The 20,035-nt window shown below is 70.3% G+C and carries 21 protein-coding genes and 1 riboswitch; of the genes, 10 read left to right on the top strand and 11 right to left on the bottom strand.

Annotated elements, in window-relative coordinates; all coding sequences use genetic code 11:
- Positions 1-90: 90 nt before the first annotated feature.
- The 4 genes from ABD369_RS32110 to ABD369_RS32095 all read right to left on the bottom strand — a co-directional run bounded on the left by ABD369_RS32110 (position 91) and on the right by ABD369_RS32095 (position 5,422).
- Entirely contained in the window at positions 91-1,857 is a 1,767-nt protein-coding gene (locus ABD369_RS32110) for an ABC transporter substrate-binding protein (protein ID WP_344640125.1), read from the bottom strand.
- Between the two features lie 122 nt (positions 1,858-1,979).
- Entirely contained in the window at positions 1,980-2,966 is a 987-nt protein-coding gene (locus ABD369_RS32105; RefSeq protein ID WP_344640124.1) for an ABC transporter permease, read from the bottom strand.
- 627 nt (positions 2,967-3,593) lie between these two features.
- On the bottom strand, positions 3,594-4,385 hold the full coding sequence (locus ABD369_RS32100; RefSeq protein WP_344640123.1) for an enhanced serine sensitivity protein SseB C-terminal domain-containing protein: 792 nt from the start codon (positions 4,383-4,385) through the stop codon (positions 3,594-3,596).
- 248 nt (positions 4,386-4,633) lie between these two features.
- Entirely contained in the window at positions 4,634-5,422 is a 789-nt protein-coding gene (locus ABD369_RS32095; RefSeq protein WP_344640122.1) for an enhanced serine sensitivity protein SseB C-terminal domain-containing protein, read from the bottom strand.
- A gap of 215 nt (positions 5,423-5,637) precedes the next feature.
- Positions 5,638-5,742, top strand: a riboswitch (glycine riboswitch).
- Positions 5,743-5,910: 168 nt separating this feature from the next.
- Between ABD369_RS32095 and gcvT the strand changes: the two genes are divergently transcribed.
- The 4 genes from gcvT to ABD369_RS32075 all read left to right on the top strand — a co-directional run bounded on the left by gcvT (position 5,911) and on the right by ABD369_RS32075 (position 10,399).
- Positions 5,911-7,029 (top strand): glycine cleavage system aminomethyltransferase GcvT, encoded by a 1,119-nt coding sequence (gcvT, locus tag ABD369_RS32090; RefSeq protein ID WP_344640121.1) that lies wholly within the window; start codon positions 5,911-5,913, stop codon positions 7,027-7,029.
- A gap of 98 nt (positions 7,030-7,127) precedes the next feature.
- Positions 7,128-7,505: a glycine cleavage system protein GcvH gene (gcvH, locus tag ABD369_RS32085; protein WP_344640120.1), complete on the top strand. Its 378-nt coding sequence runs from the start codon at positions 7,128-7,130 to the stop codon at positions 7,503-7,505.
- 94 nt (positions 7,506-7,599) lie between these two features.
- On the top strand, positions 7,600-8,868 hold the full coding sequence (glyA, locus tag ABD369_RS32080) for a serine hydroxymethyltransferase (RefSeq protein ID WP_344640119.1): 1,269 nt from the start codon (positions 7,600-7,602) through the stop codon (positions 8,866-8,868).
- A 163-nt stretch (positions 8,869-9,031) separates the two neighbouring features.
- Positions 9,032-10,399 carry an L-serine ammonia-lyase gene (locus tag ABD369_RS32075; protein WP_344640118.1) on the top strand — a complete coding sequence of 456 codons (1,368 nt, stop codon included), beginning with the start codon at positions 9,032-9,034 and terminating at the stop codon, positions 10,397-10,399.
- Between the two features lie 175 nt (positions 10,400-10,574).
- Here ABD369_RS32075 and ABD369_RS32070 read toward each other — a convergent pair whose 3' ends face one another.
- The 3 genes from ABD369_RS32070 to ABD369_RS32060 all read right to left on the bottom strand — a co-directional run bounded on the left by ABD369_RS32070 (position 10,575) and on the right by ABD369_RS32060 (position 12,455).
- The gene (locus tag ABD369_RS32070; protein WP_344640117.1) at positions 10,575-10,955 is read right to left on the bottom strand and encodes an antibiotic biosynthesis monooxygenase family protein; all 381 of its coding nucleotides are present in this window, start codon (positions 10,953-10,955) and stop codon (positions 10,575-10,577) included.
- A 186-nt stretch (positions 10,956-11,141) separates the two neighbouring features.
- Positions 11,142-11,852, bottom strand: coding sequence for a hypothetical protein (locus ABD369_RS32065; RefSeq protein ID WP_344640116.1), 711 nt, complete (start codon positions 11,850-11,852; stop codon positions 11,142-11,144).
- Between the two features lie 117 nt (positions 11,853-11,969).
- Positions 11,970-12,455 carry an ATP-binding protein gene (locus tag ABD369_RS32060; RefSeq protein WP_344640115.1) on the bottom strand — a complete coding sequence of 162 codons (486 nt, stop codon included), beginning with the start codon at positions 12,453-12,455 and terminating at the stop codon, positions 11,970-11,972.
- Between the two features lie 177 nt (positions 12,456-12,632).
- On the opposite strand from ABD369_RS32060, the gene ABD369_RS32055 reads away from it, so the two are divergent.
- From ABD369_RS32055 to ABD369_RS32045, 3 genes are all read left to right on the top strand, one after another.
- Positions 12,633-13,448, top strand: coding sequence for a helix-turn-helix domain-containing protein (locus ABD369_RS32055; RefSeq protein ID WP_344640114.1), 816 nt, complete (start codon positions 12,633-12,635; stop codon positions 13,446-13,448).
- Positions 13,445-13,636, top strand: a complete 192-nt coding sequence (locus tag ABD369_RS32050; protein WP_344640113.1) for a DUF397 domain-containing protein — start codon at positions 13,445-13,447, stop codon at positions 13,634-13,636. Before ABD369_RS32055 ends, ABD369_RS32050 begins: the two co-directional genes overlap by 4 nt.
- 62 nt (positions 13,637-13,698) lie before the next feature.
- The gene (locus tag ABD369_RS32045; RefSeq protein ID WP_344640112.1) at positions 13,699-14,208 is read left to right on the top strand and encodes a GNAT family N-acetyltransferase; all 510 of its coding nucleotides are present in this window, start codon (positions 13,699-13,701) and stop codon (positions 14,206-14,208) included.
- A gap of 51 nt (positions 14,209-14,259) precedes the next feature.
- On the opposite strand, the gene ABD369_RS32040 is transcribed toward ABD369_RS32045, so the two are convergent.
- Positions 14,260-14,703: a hypothetical protein gene (locus ABD369_RS32040; protein WP_344640111.1), complete on the bottom strand. Its 444-nt coding sequence runs from the start codon at positions 14,701-14,703 to the stop codon at positions 14,260-14,262.
- 75 nt (positions 14,704-14,778) lie between these two features.
- Entirely contained in the window at positions 14,779-15,396 is a 618-nt protein-coding gene (locus tag ABD369_RS32035) for a hypothetical protein (protein ID WP_344640110.1), read from the bottom strand.
- Positions 15,397-15,846: 450 nt separating this feature from the next.
- Between ABD369_RS32035 and ABD369_RS32030 the strand changes: the two genes are divergently transcribed.
- The 3 genes from ABD369_RS32030 to ABD369_RS32020 all read left to right on the top strand — a co-directional run bounded on the left by ABD369_RS32030 (position 15,847) and on the right by ABD369_RS32020 (position 18,108).
- Positions 15,847-17,067 carry a MarR family transcriptional regulator gene (locus ABD369_RS32030; protein WP_344640109.1) on the top strand — a complete coding sequence of 407 codons (1,221 nt, stop codon included), beginning with the start codon at positions 15,847-15,849 and terminating at the stop codon, positions 17,065-17,067.
- Between the two features lie 175 nt (positions 17,068-17,242).
- Positions 17,243-17,566, top strand: a complete 324-nt coding sequence (locus tag ABD369_RS32025) for a DUF6092 family protein (protein ID WP_344640108.1) — start codon at positions 17,243-17,245, stop codon at positions 17,564-17,566.
- A complete protein-coding gene (locus ABD369_RS32020) occupies positions 17,563-18,108 on the top strand; it encodes a nitroreductase family protein (RefSeq protein ID WP_344640107.1) in 546 nt (181 codons plus the stop codon). The genes ABD369_RS32025 and ABD369_RS32020 overlap by 4 nt, the downstream gene beginning before the upstream one ends.
- Positions 18,109-18,479: 371 nt before the next feature.
- Here the strand turns inward: ABD369_RS32020 and ABD369_RS32015 are convergent, their stop codons facing one another.
- Positions 18,480-18,929, bottom strand: a complete 450-nt coding sequence (locus ABD369_RS32015) for an ATP-binding protein (RefSeq protein WP_344640106.1) — start codon at positions 18,927-18,929, stop codon at positions 18,480-18,482.
- 215 nt (positions 18,930-19,144) lie between these two features.
- Positions 19,145-20,014, bottom strand: coding sequence for a L,D-transpeptidase (locus tag ABD369_RS32010; protein ID WP_344640105.1), 870 nt, complete (start codon positions 20,012-20,014; stop codon positions 19,145-19,147).
- Between the last annotated feature and the right edge of the window lie 21 nt (positions 20,015-20,035).

Here is a 20,035-nt window from a genome sequence, read left to right as displayed (position 1 = left end):
GGACCCCGGTAGGGGTGCCGGCCGGCCCGGACGGAGCCTTCACCTGCCCTTCGGACTAGCGGAGCGAACTAGGGACGCGGGCGGTGCGGATCACTTGCCGTCGGAGACGCCGAGGGCCTGGAAGTCCACTTCCTGCAGGGCGTCGTTGAAGTAGACGTTGGTCAGGCGCGGGTTGCGGTAGTTCAGCGCCTTGTCGTCCACGATCGGCAGCCAGGTCGCGTTGTCCGTGATCTTGTGGTTGATCTGCTTGTAGATCTCCGCGGCCTTGGCCGGGTCCTGCTCGGCCGCCGCCTGGTCGAACCAGGCGTTGATCTGCGGGTCGTCGGTCTCGGGGTAGTTGGCGTTGCCCGTCTTGGTGATGAACCGGCCGTCGGCCTGCGGCTGCAGGAAGCCGGCGCCGTTCGGGAAGTCGGCACCCCAGCCCATCACGATCAGGCCGTAGCCCTTCTGGTGGACCACGTCGGGCGCGCCGATCACGGACTGGTACAGCTTGCCGTCGTACTGGTCCACGTTGACCGTGACGTTGATGGCCTTCAGCGCGGTCTGCAGGGCGACGGCGGTGTTGACTTCCTTGTCCTTGTTGCCACGGACCGCGATGGTGGTGGTGAAGCCGTCCGGCTTGCCGCAGGCCTTCAGCTCCTCCTTGGCCTTGTCGAGCTGCGGCTTGCCCTGGGTCAGGCCGTACGGGTCGTAGTTGTCGTAGCCGGCGATGTTGGGCGGCAGCATGTTCCCGGAGATCGCACCGGCGTAGGAACCACCGCGGGCGGTCTGCAGCGCGGTGGTGTCGGCGGCGTACATCACGGCCTTGCGGCAGTGGATGTTGTCGAACGGCGCGACCTTCGGGATGATCGAGATGAAGCGGATGAAGCCGGTGAACGGGTCGTCCGTGTTGGCCTTCAGACTCGGGTCCGCGAGGACCTTGGCCTGGGCGGCCTGGGAGAGACCGGTCTGGGAGTAGTCGATGTCCGCGGTGCCGTTGAGCAGCCGGGCGTCCATGTCGTCCGAGTTGGTGGTGACGGTCAGCTTGACCACGTCCGGCAGCGCCTTGCGGTACGGGTCGCTGGCCGGGTCCCAGTTCTCGTTGCGGACCAGCTCGATGCCCTTGCCGGGCTCGATCGACTTGAACTTGTACGGGCCCGAGGAGACCGGGTGGTCACCGTACTTGGCACCGGTGTCCAGCTTCTGCGGCACGGGCGCGGCGGGGCCCATCGCGAGCAGGTACGGGAACGAGGAGTCCGGCTTGGCCAGGTGGAAGACGATGGTGGTGTCGTCCGGGGTCTCGACCGACTTCAGACCCAGCTTGTTGGGGTCGGAGTCGGTGTAGGGACCCTTGTAGTTCTGGCCCTGGTCCAGGTCGTTGATCAGGTATGTCGGGCCGCCGGCGACCACGTCGGCGGCGAACGGCCGCTCGATGCCGTACTTGATGTCCTTCGAGGTGATCGGGGAGCCGTCCTCGAACTTCAGGCCGCTCTTCATCTTGAAGGTGTAGGTCTTGCCGTCGCTGGAGATCTCGGGCTGCGCGCTGGCCAGGTCCGGCACCAGCTTCAGGCCGTCCTTGCCCGGCTTGGCGTCGAAGGACAGCAGGGTCCGGGTGTAGAAGCGCTCCATGTTCCAGACCGAGGCGTAGTAGGCGCGGCCCGGATCCCAGGAGTCGGCGTCGGTGCTGGTCCAGAGGTTGAGGGTGCCGCCCTTCTTGTCAGAGGGGTTGACCACCTTGTCCACGGCGGCGTTGAAGCCGGCGCCGGAGGTGCCGGAGGCACCGGAGGTACCACCGCCCTTCGAGCCGCCGCAGGCTGAGGTGGTGAGGGCCAGCGTGGCCACCAGGGCGGCGGCGGCGAGCGTCCGGTTTCGCTTCATGAGTACGGATCCTCCTGAAGATGCGCGGGCCTGAGCGGTCCGCCGAGGGCTGTGGGGCACCCGAGTCGGGCAGTGGCCGGAAACGGCCGGCCGGCCTTGGGAGTTGGGGTGGTGCAGCGGGCTCAGTTGCCCTTGGGGTCGAGCGCGTCGCGCAGCCCGTCACCGAAGAGGTTGAAGGCGAGCACGGTGATGAAGATCGCGAGGCCCGGGATCACCATGTAGGTGGGATCGACCTGGTAGATCTTGGTGGCGTCGGAGAGCATCTGTCCCCAGGAGGGCGTCGGCGGCTTGACGCCGGCGCCGAGGAAGCTGAGTGCCGCTTCGCTCAGGATGTTGGTGGGGATGATCAGGGTCGCATAGACCAGGACCGGCGCCACCAGGTTCGGGAGCAGCTCGCGCAGCAGGATGTGACCACTGCCGGCGCCGAGGCTGCGAGCCGCGTCCACGAATTCGCGTTCGCGCATCGACAGCGCCTGACCGCGGACGATGCGTCCGATGTAGGGCCAGCCGAAGAAGCCGATCACCAGGACCAGAATCGCCATTCGGACGCCGGTTCCGCTCAGCCCGAGCAGTCTGTCGGGCATCACGGACACCAGCGCGATACTGAAGAGCAGTTGGGGGAAGGCCAGCAGGACGTCCATCACCCGGCTGATCGCCGCGTCCACCCAGCCGCCGAAGTAGCCGGCGGCGACGCCCATCAGTACACCGATCACCACCGAGACGCCGGCGGAGAGGAAGGCCACGGTGAGCGAGATCTGGGCGCCGTGAACGATGCGGCTGAAGACGTCACGGCCGAAGACCGGGTCGACGCCCAGCAGAAAGTCGCCGCTGATCCCGCCGAAGGGGTGCTTGGGAAGGCCGGTGTCCGCGTTGATCTGGTCCGGATGCGGCTGGTCCGCCGGATGGCCGAACAGCGAGGTCAGTACCGGCGCGAGGATCGCCGCCAGGATCAGCAGGATCACCACTATGCCGCCGGCCATGGCTATCTTGTCGCGTTTCAACCGGCTCCAGGCGATCCGGCCCGGTGAGCGGCCCTCGATCTGCTTCGACGGGGCCTCGGCGGGTCCGGCTTCAGGGGCGGACCCGGTGGTCTCGGTGGGTGTGGTCATGTGTCAGTTCGTTCCCCTCGCCGACGGTGGCCGGCCCACGGTCCTGGCCGTACCCGGAGTGACCGGACCCGGTCAGGGCCCGGGCCGAGGACGGTCCGGTTGTCGCGACATTTGCGGTGTGGTGCGGGTGCGTCGGTGCGGTGGTGCCCGGGTGCGGCAGTGAAGAAGTGATTGTTCACGGGTGCACTTGACATCGCGCCGGACGTCGGGCGCGCGGTGGAAGTGCGAACAGTGCCAAGTGGTGCGGGAGTTGCATTCGGAGCAGGACATGCCGAAGTGCTGCCGCGCAGCGTGCACAGCGCGCGGGGTCAGGCAGTCGGCGCGATGTCGCCCTTGTGGGGCGGGCGCCGTCATTGCTTGCGCAGACTCTCCGTCATTCGGACAACCTTGCGCCAGCCCTGGCAGCCGAAGGATGCAAAGCTGTGATCTGCGGGCATGCACGGTGAATCCGGCCGCATGAGGCCCTTCAGCCACCTGGCGCAGTGCCGGTAAGATGCCACACGCATGCGAACTGACACGCCGTCCGAGCCCTGCGGCCACCCGGCGCCCACAGGGCCGCCCGGGCGGGATTGCGGCTCGGCGGGCGGCCGGTCACGCGGTCGCCCTCCCTCCGGGGGGTCTCCCCGGTCAGCGGGTCGGGTGGCCCTGCCAGGCGTCGCGGTCGAAGAACGGGCGGGCGCAGGCGCGCAGCCACATCGCGACCGGGTCGTAGTCGTCGGCCATCAGCACGGTGGAGACCGCTAGCCCCTCTGGCGCATGGGCGGCCGCCCGCTGCACCAGGGCCCGGGCGGCCTCGACGGCGGGCGGCGAGGTGTCGTACAGGTCCAGCCCGATCGCCAGGTACGGTTCGCCGAGGGCCGGCTGCACCCAGGCCCGGCGCAGCGAGCGCAGCGGGCGCACCTCGGAGGCCTGCTGCTCCAGCACCGCGTAGAACTGGGGTGCCTGCACCTGGGGTTCGCCCAGCTGGAGCGGCCCCGCGGGCAGCCGGTCCAGCCCGGCCGCGATCCGGCGCAGGTCGGCCCACGGGACGCCGATGCCGCCGCCCGGCACATGGGGATTGAGCCACAGGCCCCAGCGGGTCCGGTAGAGCGCGTTCGCGACCTCCAGCCCGGAGATCACCTCATGGCCGCGGGCCCAGCCGCTCGCGGTCAACTGCTCGGGCGAGGTGACGGCGGGTGCGTAGCCGTGCCCGCCGATGTCCATGTTCCCGTACTGGGCGTCGGGGCTGCCCGGCGTGCCGTGCCACAGCAGCATCCACACCTGACCCTCGGCCAGGGCGCGCAGCAGGTTCTCGTACGCCTCCCAGCGCTCCGGTGCGACGTCGCGCAGGGCACGCTCGATGGCAGCCGGATCGGCCGCCGGACGTGCGGCCGGGGGCTGGCCCCAGCCCGGTGCGCCGCCTGCCACTGTGCCGTTCATGCCCCCGCCTCCGGCCGGGTGCCCCGGGCGAGCGCTCCGGGCATGGCGGACGTACGCGTCCACCGCCCCCTGGTCCGGGGTGCCCCGATGCCCTGCTCGCTCACGTCGGGCCCTCTCCGTACTCGTCCGTCGGCACGCGCTGCCGCTACTCGGACAGCGGGCCGCTCACCCGACCGTACGCCGCTGCCGGGCAGCAGCCTATGGGGCGGCGCCGACGGACTTGACACCACCGCCCCTTACTCACCAGCTCAGCCCCGGACGTAGAACGGCTGCACCCGGGTGAGCAGCCACTCCACCACCGGGTCGGCGACCAGGTCGAGCAGCACCAGGTGGACGCCGTACGGCAGCGGGGCGGTTCCCAGCGCACGGCCGAGCGCCTCGTTGGCCTGTGCCGGATCGGTCAGCAGGTCGGGGTCGAACTGCACTCCGACGAACAGCGCCGGGGCGTCCCCCTCCACCGAGGCGCAGGCCCGACGGGCCGTCAGCACCCCGGGCAGAGTGGCGAGTTCGGCGGCGGCCGCGGCCAGGAAGGCGTACGGCTCCTCGTGCGGCTCGGGTTCGCGCAGCGCCACCTTGGCGCCGTCCGGCTGCCCCTGCCAGCGGTCACCCTGCGGGCCGCGCCGCAGCTCGCCGACCCCCTCGGGCGGGATCGGGATGCCCACCGGGGCCTGAGGGTTGACCGCGATCCCGACCCCCAGCGGCAGCCCGCGGGCGAACTCCCAGACCGGGGCGACAGCGAACGGCATCCCGGGGGCGTGCTGCAGGAACACCTCCTGCGAGGAGAAGACCGGGACGTACGGCGCGCCGGCCAGCTCGATGGTCGGCAGGTCCAGCGAGGCGCCCTGCGGGTCGGCACCGGCCGGCAGCGGGATCCACACCTGGCTGCGGGCCAGCACCTCGACCACCCTGGCGGTCGCGCCGGGCTCGCCGAGCGCGGCGGTGAGCACCTGCTCCAGCTCGTTGGCGGGCCAGCCGCCGCCCGTCGGGGCCGTACCGGGCTCAGCCCATGCCTGCGTCTCGCCAGCCGGGTAGCTCATCGGCTCCTGCCCCTCCAACCTGACCGGGTGCTGCCCCGGTCTCCACCGCTGCCAGAAGGGTAGCGGGAGGCGGTCCGTCCCCGATGCGCCCCCGTACCGCAAGGGTGAACCCGCCCCACCTGGGGAGGAGATGTCCGACCCCTCTCCCCCTCGGCCCACCCGGCATGCCATGATGAGCGCGCTCATACGCAGCGCCCAATTTCATACTGGCCGTTCGAACCCGCGCGGGAGAGTCCGGAGTGCCCTGCACGGGCACGGGCCGGCGCCGAAGGAGCAAGTCCTCCCCGGAATCTCTCAGGCACCCCTACCGCACGGGCGAGGCAGATCTGGAAAGTGGACACGGCCGCGCCGTGCGCCCACCCACGGTGCAAGCCGCCATCCTTGGTTAGCGGTGAAGCTCTCAGGTTGTGACGACAGACGGGGAGACTCCACCCCCGTGTGCCCGTACGCAGGTCAACCCCTGAGTGCCCCAGCCAAGGAGTTCCGCCGTGTCCCTCCGTCACACCGCGCTCGACGCCCTGCACCGCTCCCTCGGTGCGACCATGACCGACTTCGCCGGCTGGGACATGCCGCTGCGCTACGGCAGCGAGCGCGAGGAGCACATCGCGGTCCGCACCAAGGCCGGCCTGTTCGACCTGTCGCACATGGGCGAGATCACCGTCTCCGGCCCGCAGGCCGGCGAGCTGCTCGACCACGCACTGGTCGGCTTCATCTCGGCGCTCGGCGTGCTGCGCGCCCGCTACACCATGATCTGCCGCGAGGACGGCGGCATCCTCGACGACCTGATCGTCTACCGCACCGCGGAGGACGAGTACATGGTGGTCGCCAACGCCTCCAACGCCCAGGTGGTGCTGGACGCGCTCACCGAGCGCGCGGCCGGCTTCGACGCCGCGGTCCGGGACGACCGGGACGCCTACGCGCTGCTCGCCGTCCAGGGCCCGGAGGCGAACGCCATCCTGGCCTCGCTCACCGACGCCGACCTGCCGGGTCTGAAGTACTACGCGCTGCTGCCCGCCACGGTGGCCGACCGTCAGGTCTGGCTGGCCCGTACCGGTTACACCGGCGAGGACGGCTTCGAGGTCTTCTGCGCCCCCGGCGACGCCGAGCACCTGTGGAACGCGCTGAGCGCGGCCGGTGCCGACAAGGGCCTGGTCCCGTGCGGCCTGTCCTGCCGGGACACCCTGCGCCTGGAGGCGGGCATGCCGCTGTACGGGCACGAGCTCTCCACCGAGCTGACCCCCTTCGACGCCGGGCTCGGCCGGGTGGTCCGCTTCGACAAGACCACGGGCGGCGGCGAGTTCGTCGGCCGCAAGGCGCTGGAGCAGGCCGCCGCCGAGGCCGAGTCCAAGGCGCCGCGCAAGCTGGTCGGCCTGGTCTCCGAGGGCAAGCGGGTGCCGCGCGCCGAGTACTCGGTGGTCGACGCCGAGGGCACCGTGATCGGGCGGATCACCTCCGGCGCCCCCTCCCCCACCCTGGGCAAGCCGATCGCCATCGCGTACGTGGACGTCGCACACGCCGCGCCCGGTACGGCAGTTGCGGTGGACGTCCGCGGCAAGCACGAGCCGGTCGAGGTCGTCGCGCTGCCCTTCTACAAGCGCGCCCGCTGAGCCCACGGCCCGCCCCGGCCGTCTCATAACCCCCGCCTGTCCGGTCCGCTCAGCGGACGGCTTCGCCCTACCCTCTTGCGATCCTGGAGAATGACGCCATGAGCAACCCCACGCACCTGCAGTACAGCAAGGAGCACGAGTGGCTGACCGCCGCCGACGAGGACGGCGTGTCGACCGTCGGCATCACCGAGCACGCGGCCACCGCGCTCGGTGACATCGTGTACGTCCAGCTCCCGAACGTCGGTGACACCGTCACCGCGGGTGAGTCCTGTGGCGAGCTCGAATCCACCAAGTCGGTCAGCGACCTGTTCTCGCCGGCCACCGGTGAGGTCGTGGAGATCAACCAGGCCGTCATCGACGACCCGGCCCTGGTCAACGGCGAGCCCTTCACCGGCGGCTGGCTGTACAAGGTCCGCGTCACCGCGACCGACGAGCTGCTCGACGCCGCCGGGTACGACGCCTTCATCGGCGCCTGACCCTTCCGGCCCTTCGGGGGCGGCGGCCGCAGCGCGGCGGCCGCCCCACGCCTCCTCAGGTCCCCTGCCCCGCCCCACAGGAAGACCCATCTCCATGACGGTTCTGAACCAGTCCCTGCACGCGCTCGACCCCGAGATCGCCGCGGCGGTCGACGCCGAGCTGCACCGTCAGCAGACCACCCTCGAAATGATCGCCTCTGAGAACTTCGCCCCCGTGGCGGTCATGGAGGCCCAGGGCTCGGTGCTGACCAACAAGTACGCCGAGGGCTACCCCGGCAAGCGCTACTACGGCGGCTGCGAGCACGTCGACGTGGTCGAGCAGATCGCCATCGACCGGATCAAGGAGCTGTTCGGCGCCGAGCACGCCAACGTCCAGCCGCACTCGGGCGCGCAGGCCAACGCCGCCGCGATGTTCGCGCTGATCCAGCCGGGTGACACCATCCTGGGTCTGAGCCTGGCCCACGGCGGCCACCTGACCCACGGCATGAAGATCAACTTCTCCGGCAAGCTCTACAACGTGGCCGCGTACCACGTGGACGAGAAGACCGGTCTGGTCGACATGGCCGAGGTCGAGCGCCTGGCCAAGGAGCACCAGCCGAAGCTGATCATCGCCGGCTGGTCCGCCTACCCGCGCCAGCTGGACTTCGCCGAGTTCCGCCGCATCGCGGACGAGGTCGGCGCGCTGCTGATGGTCGACATGGCGCACTTCGCCGGCCTGGTCGCCGCCGGTCTGCACCCGTCCCCGGTCCCGTACGCGGACGTGGTCACCACCACCACCCACAAGACCCTGGGCGGCCCCCGCGGCGGTGTGATCCTCTCCAAGGCCGAGTTCGCCAAGAAGATCAACTCCGCGGTCTTCCCCGGCCAGCAGGGCGGCCCGCTGGAGCACGTGATCGCCGCCAAGGCCGTGGCCTTCAAGGTCGCCGCCTCGGAGGAGTTCAAGGACCGCCAGCGCCGCACCCTGGAGGGTGCCAAGATCCTGGCGGAGCGCCTGCTCCAGGACGACACCGCCGCCGCCGGCGTCTCCGTCCTCTCCGGCGGCACCGACGTCCACCTGGTCCTGGTCGACCTGCGCAACAGCGAGCTGAACGGCCAGGACGCCGAGGACCGGCTGCACGAGGTCGGCATCACCGTCAACCGCAACGCCGTCCCGAACGACCCGCGCCCGCCGATGGTCACCTCCGGCCTGCGCATCGGCACCCCGGCCCTGGCCACCCGCGGCTTCCAGGCCGAGGACTTCCGCGAGGTCGCCGACGTCATCGCCGAGACGCTGCTGCCCTCCTTCGACGAGGAGAAGGCCGCCGCGCTCCGGGCCCGCGTCACCGCGCTGGCCGCGAAGTACCCGCTCTACCCGGAGCTGTAGGCCTCCCCGGGAGCCACCGGCGTCCCGCCCTGGGTGACCGGCCTCACTCCGCCGCCGTCACCTGGAACTCCGGGGCACCGCGCACACTGGACAGTGAGCGCGGTGCCCCGACCCATGTACCGCTAGCAAGTCCTTCCACGAGACCCAGACAAGGACGTCCACCGTGGCCATCAGCGTCTTCGACCTCTTCTCCATCGGCATCGGCCCGTCCAGCTCGCACACGGTCGGCCCGATGCGGGCGGCCCGGATGTTCGCACGCCGCCTGAAGTCGGAGGGACTGCTGGCCCAGACGGCCTCCGTCCGCGCCGAGCTGTTCGGCTCGCTCGGTGCCACCGGCCACGGCCACGGCACCCCCAAGGCCGTGCTGCTCGGCCTGGAGGGCAACTCCCCCCGCACCGTCGACGTCGACAAGGCCGACCTGGACGTGGAGCGGATAAACGCCGAGAAGCGCCTGCTCCTGCTGGGCGACCACGAGATCCCCTTCGACCCCGGCACCCAGCTGATCCTGCACCGCCGCCGGTCCCTGCCCTACCACGCCAACGGCATGACCCTGGCAGCGTACGACGCCGACGGCGTCCCGGTGCTGGAGAAGACCTACTACTCGGTCGGCGGCGGCTTCGTGGTGGACGAGGACGCGATCGGCGCTGACCGGGTCAAGCCGGACGACACCGCGCTGCGCTACCCCTTCCGCACCGGTGAGGAGCTGCTGCGCCTCACCCGGGAGACCGGCCTGTCCATCTCCGGTCTGATGCTGGAGAACGAGAAGGCCTGGCGCAGCGAGGCCGAGATCCGGGCCGGGCTGCTGGAGATCTGGGCCGTGATGAAGGAATGCGTCGCGGCCGGCATGGCCCGCGAGGGCATCCTGCCGGGCGGGCTCAAGGTCCGCCGGCGCGCCGCCGCCGGGGCGCGGGCGCTGCGTGCCGAGGGCATCGGCCCGGCGAACGCGATGGAGTGGGTCACCCTCTACGCGATGGCCGTCAACGAGGAGAACGCCTCCGGCCAGCGGGTGGTCACCGCCCCCACCAACGGCGCGGCGGGCATCATCCCGGCCGTCCTGCACTACTACCTGAACTTCATCCCGGGCGCCGACGACGAGGGCATCGTCCGCTTCCTGCTGGCGGCCGGCGCGATCGGCATGCTCTTCAAGGAGAACGCCTCCATCTCCGGCGCCGAGGTCGGCTGCCAGGGCGAGGTCGGCTCCGCCTGCTCGATGGCGGCCGGCGGCCTGGCCGAGGTCCTCGGCGGCACCCCCGAGCAGGTCGAGAACGCCGCCGAGATCGGCATCGAGCACAACCTGGGACTCACCTGCGACCCGGTCGGCGGCCTGGTCCAGATCCCCTGCATCGAGCGCAACGGCATGGCCTCGGTCAAGGCCGTCACCGCCGCCCGGATGGCCCTGCGCGGCGACGGCCGCCACCACGTCTCCCTCGACAAGGCGATCAAGACCATGAAGGAGACCGGCGCCGACATGAAGATCAAGTACAAGGAGACCTCGCGCGGCGGCCTCGCGGTCAACGTCATCGAGTGCTGACGCCCCCGCGCTGAGCAAGCCCGAAGTCCCCGGTCCGCGCCCTGCGGGCCGGGGACTTCCGGTCATCGGAGTGCGAAGGTTCTCTGATGCGGCGCCGGATCGGGCTCGCGAGGGGCACGCCCACCCGTTCGATGCGAGCTTGTGGCGGAACGGTCGCCGAGGTGACTTCGGCTGGTCAGCCTGCTGTCGGGCTCTGCGCGACCTGCGCTCGCACGAACCCGTGGCTCCGCTCCACTTTCGCTACATGCAGCGTGTAGCTCTGGTACCACTCGGCTTGCCCGCGCTTCTGCGCCGCGCGGTGCTCGGCGTCGCCCCGCCACTCCGCGAGGGCGTCGGCGTCGCGGAAGTACCCGACGGTGATGGACAGCCCGCCAGGCGTCTGCGCGTGGTCCATCCCCAGGAACCCGGGGACGTCCTTCACCAGGTCTTCCATGCGTGCGTTGGTCTCGCTGTAGCCACTCTGGTCCTGGGTTCGCACCGCGGTGAACACAGCCACGTAGTAGGGGGGTTCATAGGCCTCGACGGGCGCGACAGGCGCTTCGGAGTGATTGCTCATGGCGCCACCGTAAGGTGGGACGCGCCCAGCGATCCAGCCTTTCCTGAACGGGATGCACAAGGGACCGGGCTCTTGACCAAAGCCGTCCGAGCTCTCCTCCAACTCCCGGAAACGGCCACGAGCCCACCGGCTCACAGAACGGCGCGAGGGACGGGAACGCCGGGGCGGACGTCGGCCGATGCGGCACTAGCAGGACGACGGGTACGTCTTGACGCTGACCGCCCGGCCGGCCGAGCAGCGGCGGATCTCGGCCGCGACCGGCTCGGGGACGGGGACGACCAGCTCGCCCCCGGCCGGCACGACGGCCAGGTTCCCGATCGGGGTGCGATGGACGACCTGCTGCGAGGCTCCGGCCTTCGGCGAGTCGTAGGCCAGGTGGACGATGCGGCGCGAAACGGGCACCGGATGCGGGTTCCGCAGAACGACGGCCGTGAACGGGGCGAACCTGCTCACCGGCTTGCCGTTCCCGTCGAGCGGTTCCGCGTCGATGTAGCCCGCGGGGCCGGCGGTCCGCATCGCGATGATCTTCTTGACGGTGACCCGGACGTCGGCGACCAGGGCCGCGTCGGGACCGCTGAAGGCCAGCACGTCGAAACCCCTGCCCGAGTGGACCACGAGCCTGCCCTGGTCGCTGCCGAAAGCGGTGGTCACCTGGACCCCGGGCACGGCGCTCCCGTCCTTGCCCAGGGCCGTGAACGCCAGCACGGGGGCCACGTCGCTCGCGTTCGGATTGGTGATGAGAAGCGTCTGATCGATGAAGTTCCGACCGCCGTGCGCCTTGAAGTCGAACGACAGCGGCTTGCCCGCGCGGCGCTGGTTCGCGCGGCGAAGGCGCAGGCCGAAGACGATTCCGATGGTGAGGCCGACGGCCACGGCTATCAGCTGATGAGTTGGCACCCCGGGAGTGTAGGTGCAGGTCACCGGCCGCCCGTCCCTGCCCTTCGACCCGGGGTGGTCTCAGCAGCTGAACCAGCCCGAGGTCACGCGGTTTCGCGGCTCTGGCCGGTGGTCGGATTACCGGTCCGCTACCGGGGCACCTTGTGGGGCATCGGGCTGTGAGTCGCCCGGCGGGAGGCCGAGTTCGAACCAGACGGTCTTGCCGATGCCGCAGTCGCGGGGGTGGGCGCCCCAGGCGTCGGCGAGGGCGGCGACCAGGGCGAGGCCCCGGCCGGACTCGTCGTCGGGTGCCGCCTGGCGTGGCTTCGGCATCTCGCTGCTCGCGTCGGAGACCTCGACGCGCAGGCGGCCGGCATACCGGACGCAGCGGGCGGCGATGTGGCGGCCCCGGGGGAGGCGGGCGTGCCAACAGGCGTTGGTCATCAGCTCGCTGAGCAGCAGCACCGCCATCTCGGCCGCCTCGGAGGGGAGTTGCCAGGTCGCCGCCTGGTCGCGCAGCAGGCTGCGGGCGCGGCCCACGCTGCGGAAGTGGCGTGGCAGGCGCCACTCGACCTCCGGGGGCGCGGCGACGGGAACTCTGGGCGGGGCGGGACGCACGGTCATCAAGATCCTTGGGGCTCACGGCTGGCACTGAACGGGCCGTCGGATGTCATCCGGAAGGGGCGGATTCCATCGATCGGCCCTCTTACGATCCCGTCGCGGCCCTACTCTCGGGAGCCACGGCGCGCGTACGGAAGCGGTTGTACTCGTGGCGTGCATAGAGCCGATAGGAGGCGCGAGTTGACGAGCGAGGCATCACCGCCGCCGATGAATTGGCGGTATTGCGGTAGCCAGATCAAGCTCTGGCGTGAGCGGGCGGGGGTGTCCCGCGAGCAACTTTGCGAGGAGGCCGGTTACCAGTACGAGACCATCAAGTCAATGGAACAGGGGCGGCGGCGGCCCACGCCGCAACTGCTTCAGGTGGCGGACGACTTGTGCGGCGCGCGGGGTCTGCTGATCGCCGCAACGGAGTACCTGAAGCCGGAGAAGCTCCCGACTCACGTACAGGACTTCATGGCAGCCGAGGAGGACGCGATCGCTGTGCAAGCGTTCGAGTCCCTACTGATCCCAGGCCTCTTGCAAACAGAGGGCTACGCGAGAGCTCTGCTGGGCGGCCACTGCCCGCCCCCGGACGAGGACATCGTCGAGGAGCGAGTGGCATTCCGGCTCAAGCGGCAGGAGAAACTGACCCGCAGACCGCCAGCCCTCTTCAGCTTCGTGATCTACGAGGCGGCGCTGCAGACCGGCGTAGGTGGGAGAGAAGTAATGAAGCAACAGCTCCAGCACCTTCTAACTGCAGGAGAGTTGCGTAATCTCTCGGTCCAGGTGCTCCCCTCAGGGAGTACTGTTCATGTCGGCCTCACTGGGCCGTTCTACCTGCTCGAAACCTCCACGCATGAGCAGCTCGCCTATGTGGAAGGGCAGCAGACACATGCGATTTACAGTGACCGGAAGAGCGTCAACGCCCTCACCCAGCGCTACGGCATGATCCGCATGCAGGCCATGACCGTTGAGGAATCAGCACGTCTCATCAGCAAACTAGCGGAGCAACTATGAGCACCCCCCTCAAGTGGTTCAAGTCCAGCCACAGCGACGCCCATGGCAACAACTGCATCGAGGTAGCCACCCGCCCCCACACCATCCACGTCCGCGATTCCAAGGACAAGGACGGCCCGCAGCTGGCCTTCTCCCCCACCTCCTGGGCCGAGTTCGTCGCGTACGCCGCCCGGCAGAGCGTCGAGTAGCCACTCACTCCCCTGCCGAAATTCGCTGGCCAGGGCTCGCCGCCCCCGGCTATAGAACTGCCATGACCTCCTGGCGCCTCGCCCCCGAGTCCTTCGACACCCCCGACGCGACCGCACTTCGCCGCGACTACTACGACGAGGTCGCGAGCCGCTACTGGAAGCGGCCCGCGACCTCGCAGGAGATCGACGAGGGCCTCACCAACGACGGCGTCGAGCTGCTCACCCCGCCCACGGGTCAGTTCGTCGTCGGCTGGTACGGCGGCGAGGCCGCCGCCTGCGGCGGGCTGTTGATGCTGGACGCCGAGCGCGCCGAGCTCACCCGGGTGTACCTGCGCCCCGCCTTCCGTGGCAAGGGGGGCGCGGGCCTGCTGCTGGACCTGCTGGAGAGCGAGGCGCGCCTGCTCGGCGCCTCCCGGATGGTCCTCAACACCCGCCTCGACCTGATCGAGGCCCGCTCGCTGTACGTTCGCCACGGCTACGCCGAGATCCCGGCGTACTGCACTGGTCCGTACGTGCAGATCTGCTACGCCAAGGACCTCAAGCCGGTATCCGTCTCCGCTCCCGGCCTCTGAGCAGCTCCGACGCCTGCGCCGACACGGTGTCCTAGGCACATCACACAGGCCCTAGAACGGGGGCTCCTGGGTGAACTCGCCCACCCCGGCCCAGGGGTCGTCCTGCTTCCGCAGCTCCGCCACCTCTCGCTCCCTCCGCTCGGCGGCCGCGCGCTCCTCGGCGATCGTGGGGATGGAGGCGAGGGCCTCGGCCGGGCGGCCGTGCCTGATCAGCATGTCGGCCAGGTCGAGGTCGGCCAGGTAGTGGGTGGACGAGCGGAGAAGCGCGAGGGCCTCCTCCAGCCGGCCGTCCAGCTCCAGCAGCCGCGCCAGCGCGGTGTCCCACTCGCCGGGCTCCCGCTCGTTGAGGGCGGTGGCCTCCGAGATGCCCTCCGCGCAGCGGCCCACCTCGCCCAGCAGCCAGAGCCGCAGGTGGAGGACGTCATCCGGGTGCCCCTCGGCGTACGCGCCGGTGAGCCCCTCCAGGAGTTCGAGCGCAGGACGGAACGAGATCAAGAGTCACGCTGAGTCAGTACTCCACGGAGGTTGAGCCAGAACCAGGTCTCACCTACGCAGCCAGCCAACGGGCCGTCATGCTGCGCTTGGACACTGCTCCAGCCTTCCGGGGGCCTCCGTGTCGGCGGACTCGGCAGCGCGGCGACGGCGGTAGTAGTGCACGGTGAGGATGCCGAGCAGCGGCCCCCAGGCGGCCAGCGGCCAGTACGCTCCGTAGAAGATGGCTGCCTGCCAGCCATGCACGCCCGAACCGGTATGGACAGCACCGTTGACATTGCGACCGATGCTGATCATGGTCATCGAGTACGGCCAGAGCAGGGTGTTCACCGTTGCACCGAGGCCGGCCGGGATGACCGCGGCAAGGATCGGCACCCGGCGTCCGCCCAGGCCGGGGATCCATCGGGGCCACACCTCACCCCACTCGCTGACCAGGCCGACCGCCAGGAACGCCAGGGTCTCGCTGACCACGCTCAGTGCGATGACGTACCACCACTCACCGCCGAACCATGCCGGCGGCGGGCGGCCGTCGGTCGGGGCCTCCATCAGCGGCAGCCGGAGGTCGACGCTCAGGATTCGCCAGAGACCGGCAGGCAGCGCGGTCAGAGAGGTCGCGTACGCAGCCCACACCGCCCAGCGGGGCACACCCGCCACCACCCGGCCGTGCAACCTTGCGAGGACGGAGCGAGCCGCCATGAGGGAATCCTCCTGAATCGAGCGCATGATCGGTGCGGACGGCCGGCTTCGTCCACCGGCCCGAGCCAAAGATCGCAGGGAGCCCTCGGACGACACATCCACCCCGGGCACGGGAACGGCTCACCCTCGCGGGGGAGGCTGGCCCTTGAGGAGCGCGAGGAGCTCACCCGGGTGGCCCCGAAGCCCGGCCCCCGAAGCACGAGAGTCCAGCGCCGAGACCCGAGCGCTTTCTTTTCCAGGAGGGTGGTGGGTTGGAAACCACCCTCCCACCCAAGCGCCGTACATACCCGCATATATGACTTACCGTCACCGTTCGCCACGCAGCGGAGTCTCGGTGTAGCGTGCGCAGCAACAGAACGGCCCCCGCCGGTGCTTGCGACACCGGACGAGGGCCTGACCAGTTCGATCGAATAGAGCGATCTCGTGGCTGCTGCCAACCTTAGCGCTCCCATGCCCCCGCACGCGGTCAAGATGGCCCCTCCGGGCTACGGAAAGCACTCCGCGCCGGATCAACTTCCCCAAGGCGAACGCGACTTCGAACACCTTCCCGCACGCGAGGCGATCATCGCGGCGCTCATCGACAAGCTGCCCGACGGCGCCGCCATCGACGCCAAGACTCTCGCCGGCTCGCAACCGCTCTACGGCCAGCAGGCCGTCCTGTCGGCACTGAGGAACCTCTCGGCAACCGGACATCTGTATCGGGTCAGGGACAACGCGGGCGTCGGCCAGGTCCGTTGGGTGCAGCGGACGTACTTCTCCCGTACGGCCCGCGGCAAGGGCTGGTGGGCGGACTTCCTGGCGACCAGGCGCATCGGCAGCGCCCAGTCCGAACCAACTCCGGCCCCACCGAAGGGCATTCACCCGAAAGAGCGAGGCGCCAGGCGCCCGAAGCCACACCGCCCGTCCCACCCGAGCAGCCCGCCCGGCCCAGGACCGAGCCGACGCCCCGGTCAACGGTCCACCCCGCGACGCATCCAGCAGCCGGTACCCGCCACTTTCTCCCAGCCCGCCGGTCCGTCCTCCTCCCAACTGGCAGCCTCCTCCCGGCCCGCCCGCTCGGCCGACCCCGCCCGTCCGACCGAGGCCACCCGTCCGGCCAGGCCCGCCCGCTCCGAGGCGTTCGAGGCGCTGGCCTCGCTCGGCCGCGCCGACACCCGGCTGCTGCTCTCGGCCGCCGAGTGCGCCGCGCTGGAGGGCCTGGCCGCCGAGTGGCTGGCGTGCGGGGTGGACCGGCGCCAGTTCACGGCCGTCCTCACCGCCGGGCTGCCCGAAACCGTCCACTGCGCGGGCGCGTTCGTCCGCAAGCGGCTCATCGCCAAGATGCCGCCCGCACCCGTCCAGACCGGAGGGAACACCTTGAACGGGCAGCCCGAACCCGTAATCATCCGGATCATGGAGTGCTTCGTCTGCGGCGTACCCGGCCGCCCGGAGCACCTGTCGGGAGGTCTGTGCCACGACTGCTGGAAAGAGGCCCCGTCCGGCGAGCCCGACACCTTCCTCAGCGCTCAGACCCTCGGCAACAGGATCCACAGGATGCCCGTCAGCCCCGAGCCCTTCATCCCCGAGCCCCTCGGCCCCGAGGCGGTCCACGCCCACGCCGAGCGGATCCGGACAGCGGTGCGCCTGGCACGTTCGACACGCGGCCGGGACACTCCGGCGGCGGACCACTGAGGCCCCGGCCGAAGGGCCGCTGCGGCGCCCCCGGTTCCCGCGCCCGTCCCGCGCTCGCGCTCGCGCTCGCCGGGGACGACGCCGTCCGGCGAGCTGACCCTTGGGGCGCCACCACCGCGCGGTCCGGTCGCCGCAGCCGCAGACTGCTGAGGTAGCCCCGTAGAGAGGCCCCGCGGTGTCCCAGACTCTCGTGCTCGCCGAAGACGACGCCGTCGAGCTGCTCGCGTACCTGGTGACGGCCGCCCGTACCCAGCTGGACGAGGCGGCCGAGTACGCCCCGCTGCGGCTGCTCACGGCGGCGGGCCGACTGGCAGAAATGATCACCCCTCAGGCCGGCGCCGGGCTGCGGCCGTTGCTGCTGGAGGTCCGGCAGGGGTGCGTGGAGACGGCCGTCGGCGCGGGCGATCCTGCGGGGTACACCGAGCGACTGGACGCCCTGTGTCGGGCGGTGGCCGCCCATCTGGTGGCCACCCTGGACCTGAACGGGGACACCCGGTGAACGAGGTGCTCCAGGCCATCCGCAGCCGCCGTGCGGTGCGCGCCATGACGGCGGAGCCCGTCGAGCCGGAGCAACTGCGCACGGTGCTCGACAGCGCGCGCTTCGCGCCGCACGCCGGGAACCGCCGCCTGCACCGCTACGTCGCCGTCACCCACCCGCCGCTGCTGCGCGCGCTGCGGCTGGTCTCACCGGGAATGCTGCAGCACCCGGCCGCCGCGATCGTGGTCTGCGTCGACTGGGCCCGGGCCAGGAGTTACGGCTTCCCTGCGACCGCCCGGGGCCCGCACGTGGACGTGGGCACCGCTGCCGCGACCATGCTGCTGGCGGCACACGGTATCGGCCTGGGCGCCGGGCCGGTCACCTCGTTCAGCCGGGCGGCGGTGGCCACGCTGCTGGCCCTCCCGGAGGAGGTGGCGCCCGAGCTGATCGTCTGCCTCGGCCACCCGGCCGCCGAGCAACCATCCGGGATGCGCCGCCGGGGCGGTCCCACCTGGGACGACCTCGTCCAGTGGAACCGGGGCGGAGCCGGCGGTCAGAGCTGAACCCACGGCCGAACCCGCGGCTGGACCCACGGCACGATCACTCGACCGCTTTCTGCGGGAGGCATGCCATTAAAGATCATTAATGAATATTCACAGGCATCAGCGTGAATTTATGCGCATACCAAAGGTTCAATAGATCGCAAACCTTTCAATCGAATTTGCTCCCGTACTGAGACCATGCGATAGTCGGACATGTCCGGACGCATGCGCGTCCGTCGACAACTCACGGCCTTCCAGTTGACCCGGTTCGGCCGTCATCCACCGCGCGGCACGCACCCCCTTGGCCGCCGCGGTGACCATGCAGGGGCCCCGACGACCGCACATCAGCGGGGCGGGGCCCCGCATCGTCTTCCGAGGCCTGCGGCCGGGCCTCAGGCCGGCCGCTCGCGGATCTTCAGTTCGAGCCAGACGCCCTTGCCGCGCGGCAGCAAGTCCGCCCCCCAGCGCTCGGAGAGCGCGTCCACCAGCTTGATCCCGTGGCCGTGCTCGCTGCCGCCCGGCTCGGCCAGGACCAGGCAGGGCAGCGCCCGCGAGGAGTCGCGCACCTCCATCCGCAGCCAGCCCGGCCGCCGGCTGAGCCGGACGCTGACCGTCCGCCCGCCGGTGTGCCGGACCGCGTTGGCCATCAGCTCACCGGCGAGCAGTTCGCCGACCTCCAGCAGCTGCGGCAGCTGCCAGCCCTCCAGCACCGCGACGACGGCCCGTCTGACCACCCGGACGAGCTCCGGTCTGGACGGCAGGAAGACCTCCTGCTCACCCGCGACCAGCTCGCAGAGCCGGCTGAAGCACTCCTCCTCGAGCTGTCGAGGAGTGAGCAGCATCAGTGTCTCCGGGGCCGAGGACCGGTCGGCCGACCGGCCATCAGCAGCCAGGTCCGCTCCCGGATGTGATGCCCGTTCCGCTTCGCCCCATCCCGCCATGCGCCAATCATTGCGGACTGCAAGCGGCCGCGTACGGACAATGACGAAACGATCACTATTCATTTGGCATATGCCAGGTGCAAGTCAGCTTTGGCTAGGCCGAGTTGAGCCGGTGCCTACCACTTGCTCCAGCCGAGGTTCCAGCCGCTCAGGCCGTTGTCCGGAGCCACCTTGCCGCCGTCCGAGTTGACCACCGTGACCGGGTCGCCGACCAGCGAGGAGCGGAAGAACCTCCCTGCGTTCGAGCTGTTGCTGCCGTGCTCGACGTCCTGCACCCCGATGCAGCCGTGGCTGACGTTGCTCCGACCCATCGAGTCCACGGCCCAGTAGTTGCCGTGCACATAGGTGCCGGAGTCGGTGAGCCGCAGCGCGTGCGGGACGTCCTTCACGTCGTACTGCTCGTTCTTGGGAGCGCCGGGCGCGGACTTCATCTCGACGTGCTCGTCCTTCTCGGAGATCACCATGATCCCGTTCCAGGAGTCGTAGCCCGGCTTGCCCGCGGTGATCGGGTAGCTGCTCACCCTCTTGCCGCCGCGGGCCGTGGTCATGGTGTGCTTGGCCGCGTCGACCGTGGTGCGCTGGTCGCGGCCGATGGTGAAGGTCTGGTCGCTGTCCACCCCTCCGTAGACGCCGGGCGAGACCTGGACGTTGTTCAGCCGGTAGTGCACGGTCACCTTGGTACCCGGCTTCCAGAACTTCTCCGGGCGGAAGTCCACCCGGTAGCTGCCGAACCAGTGGCCCTTGACCTTGCTGCCGTCGGAGGTGGTGAAGCTGATGGCCTTGTCGACGGCCGCCTTGTTCCGCACCGCCTTCCGGAAGTTGAGCGAGACGATCATCCCGACGCCGTACGTGCTGCCGCTGGTGACGTTGTCGTACGGCCCTGCGCTCTGCCGCTCGGCCGCGGCCGGCTGGGCCGCGAACGCGCTGCCCGCGCCGGCCGTCAGACCGCCGACCGCGGTGGTCAGCACCAGTGTGGTGACTGCCACCCTTCGGGGCATCAACCTCAT

The sequence above is a fragment of the Kitasatospora cystarginea genome (assembly GCF_039533515.1).
In the GTDB taxonomy this organism is placed as follows: Bacteria; Actinomycetota; Actinomycetes; order Streptomycetales; family Streptomycetaceae; genus Kitasatospora; species Kitasatospora cystarginea.
Note: the sequence above shows the minus strand (reverse complement) of the source record. Positions and strands in the feature narration are given on the sequence as shown.

Coding starts and splice junctions, on each gene's coding strand:
- ABD369_RS32110 (WP_344640125.1), bottom strand. CDS start 1,857: ATGAAGCGAAACCGGACGCTCGCCGCCGCCGCCCTGGTGGCCACGCTG.
- ABD369_RS32105 (WP_344640124.1), bottom strand. CDS start 2,966: ATGACCACACCCACCGAGACCACCGGGTCCGCCCCTGAAGCCGGACCC.
- ABD369_RS32100 (WP_344640123.1), bottom strand. CDS start 4,385: ATGAACGGCACAGTGGCAGGCGGCGCACCGGGCTGGGGCCAGCCCCCG.
- ABD369_RS32095 (WP_344640122.1), bottom strand. CDS start 5,422: ATGAGCTACCCGGCTGGCGAGACGCAGGCATGGGCTGAGCCCGGTACG.
- gcvH (WP_344640120.1), top strand. CDS start 7,128: ATGAGCAACCCCACGCACCTGCAGTACAGCAAGGAGCACGAGTGGCTG.
- glyA (WP_344640119.1), top strand. CDS start 7,600: ATGACGGTTCTGAACCAGTCCCTGCACGCGCTCGACCCCGAGATCGCC.
- ABD369_RS32070 (WP_344640117.1), bottom strand. CDS start 10,955: ATGAGCAATCACTCCGAAGCGCCTGTCGCGCCCGTCGAGGCCTATGAA.
- ABD369_RS32060 (WP_344640115.1), bottom strand. CDS start 12,455: ATGACCGTGCGTCCCGCCCCGCCCAGAGTTCCCGTCGCCGCGCCCCCG.
- ABD369_RS32050 (WP_344640113.1), top strand. CDS start 13,445: ATGAGCACCCCCCTCAAGTGGTTCAAGTCCAGCCACAGCGACGCCCAT.
- ABD369_RS32045 (WP_344640112.1), top strand. CDS start 13,699: ATGACCTCCTGGCGCCTCGCCCCCGAGTCCTTCGACACCCCCGACGCG.
- ABD369_RS32035 (WP_344640110.1), bottom strand. CDS start 15,396: ATGGCGGCTCGCTCCGTCCTCGCAAGGTTGCACGGCCGGGTGGTGGCG.
- ABD369_RS32030 (WP_344640109.1), top strand. CDS start 15,847: ATGCCCCCGCACGCGGTCAAGATGGCCCCTCCGGGCTACGGAAAGCAC.
- ABD369_RS32015 (WP_344640106.1), bottom strand. CDS start 18,929: ATGCTGCTCACTCCTCGACAGCTCGAGGAGGAGTGCTTCAGCCGGCTC.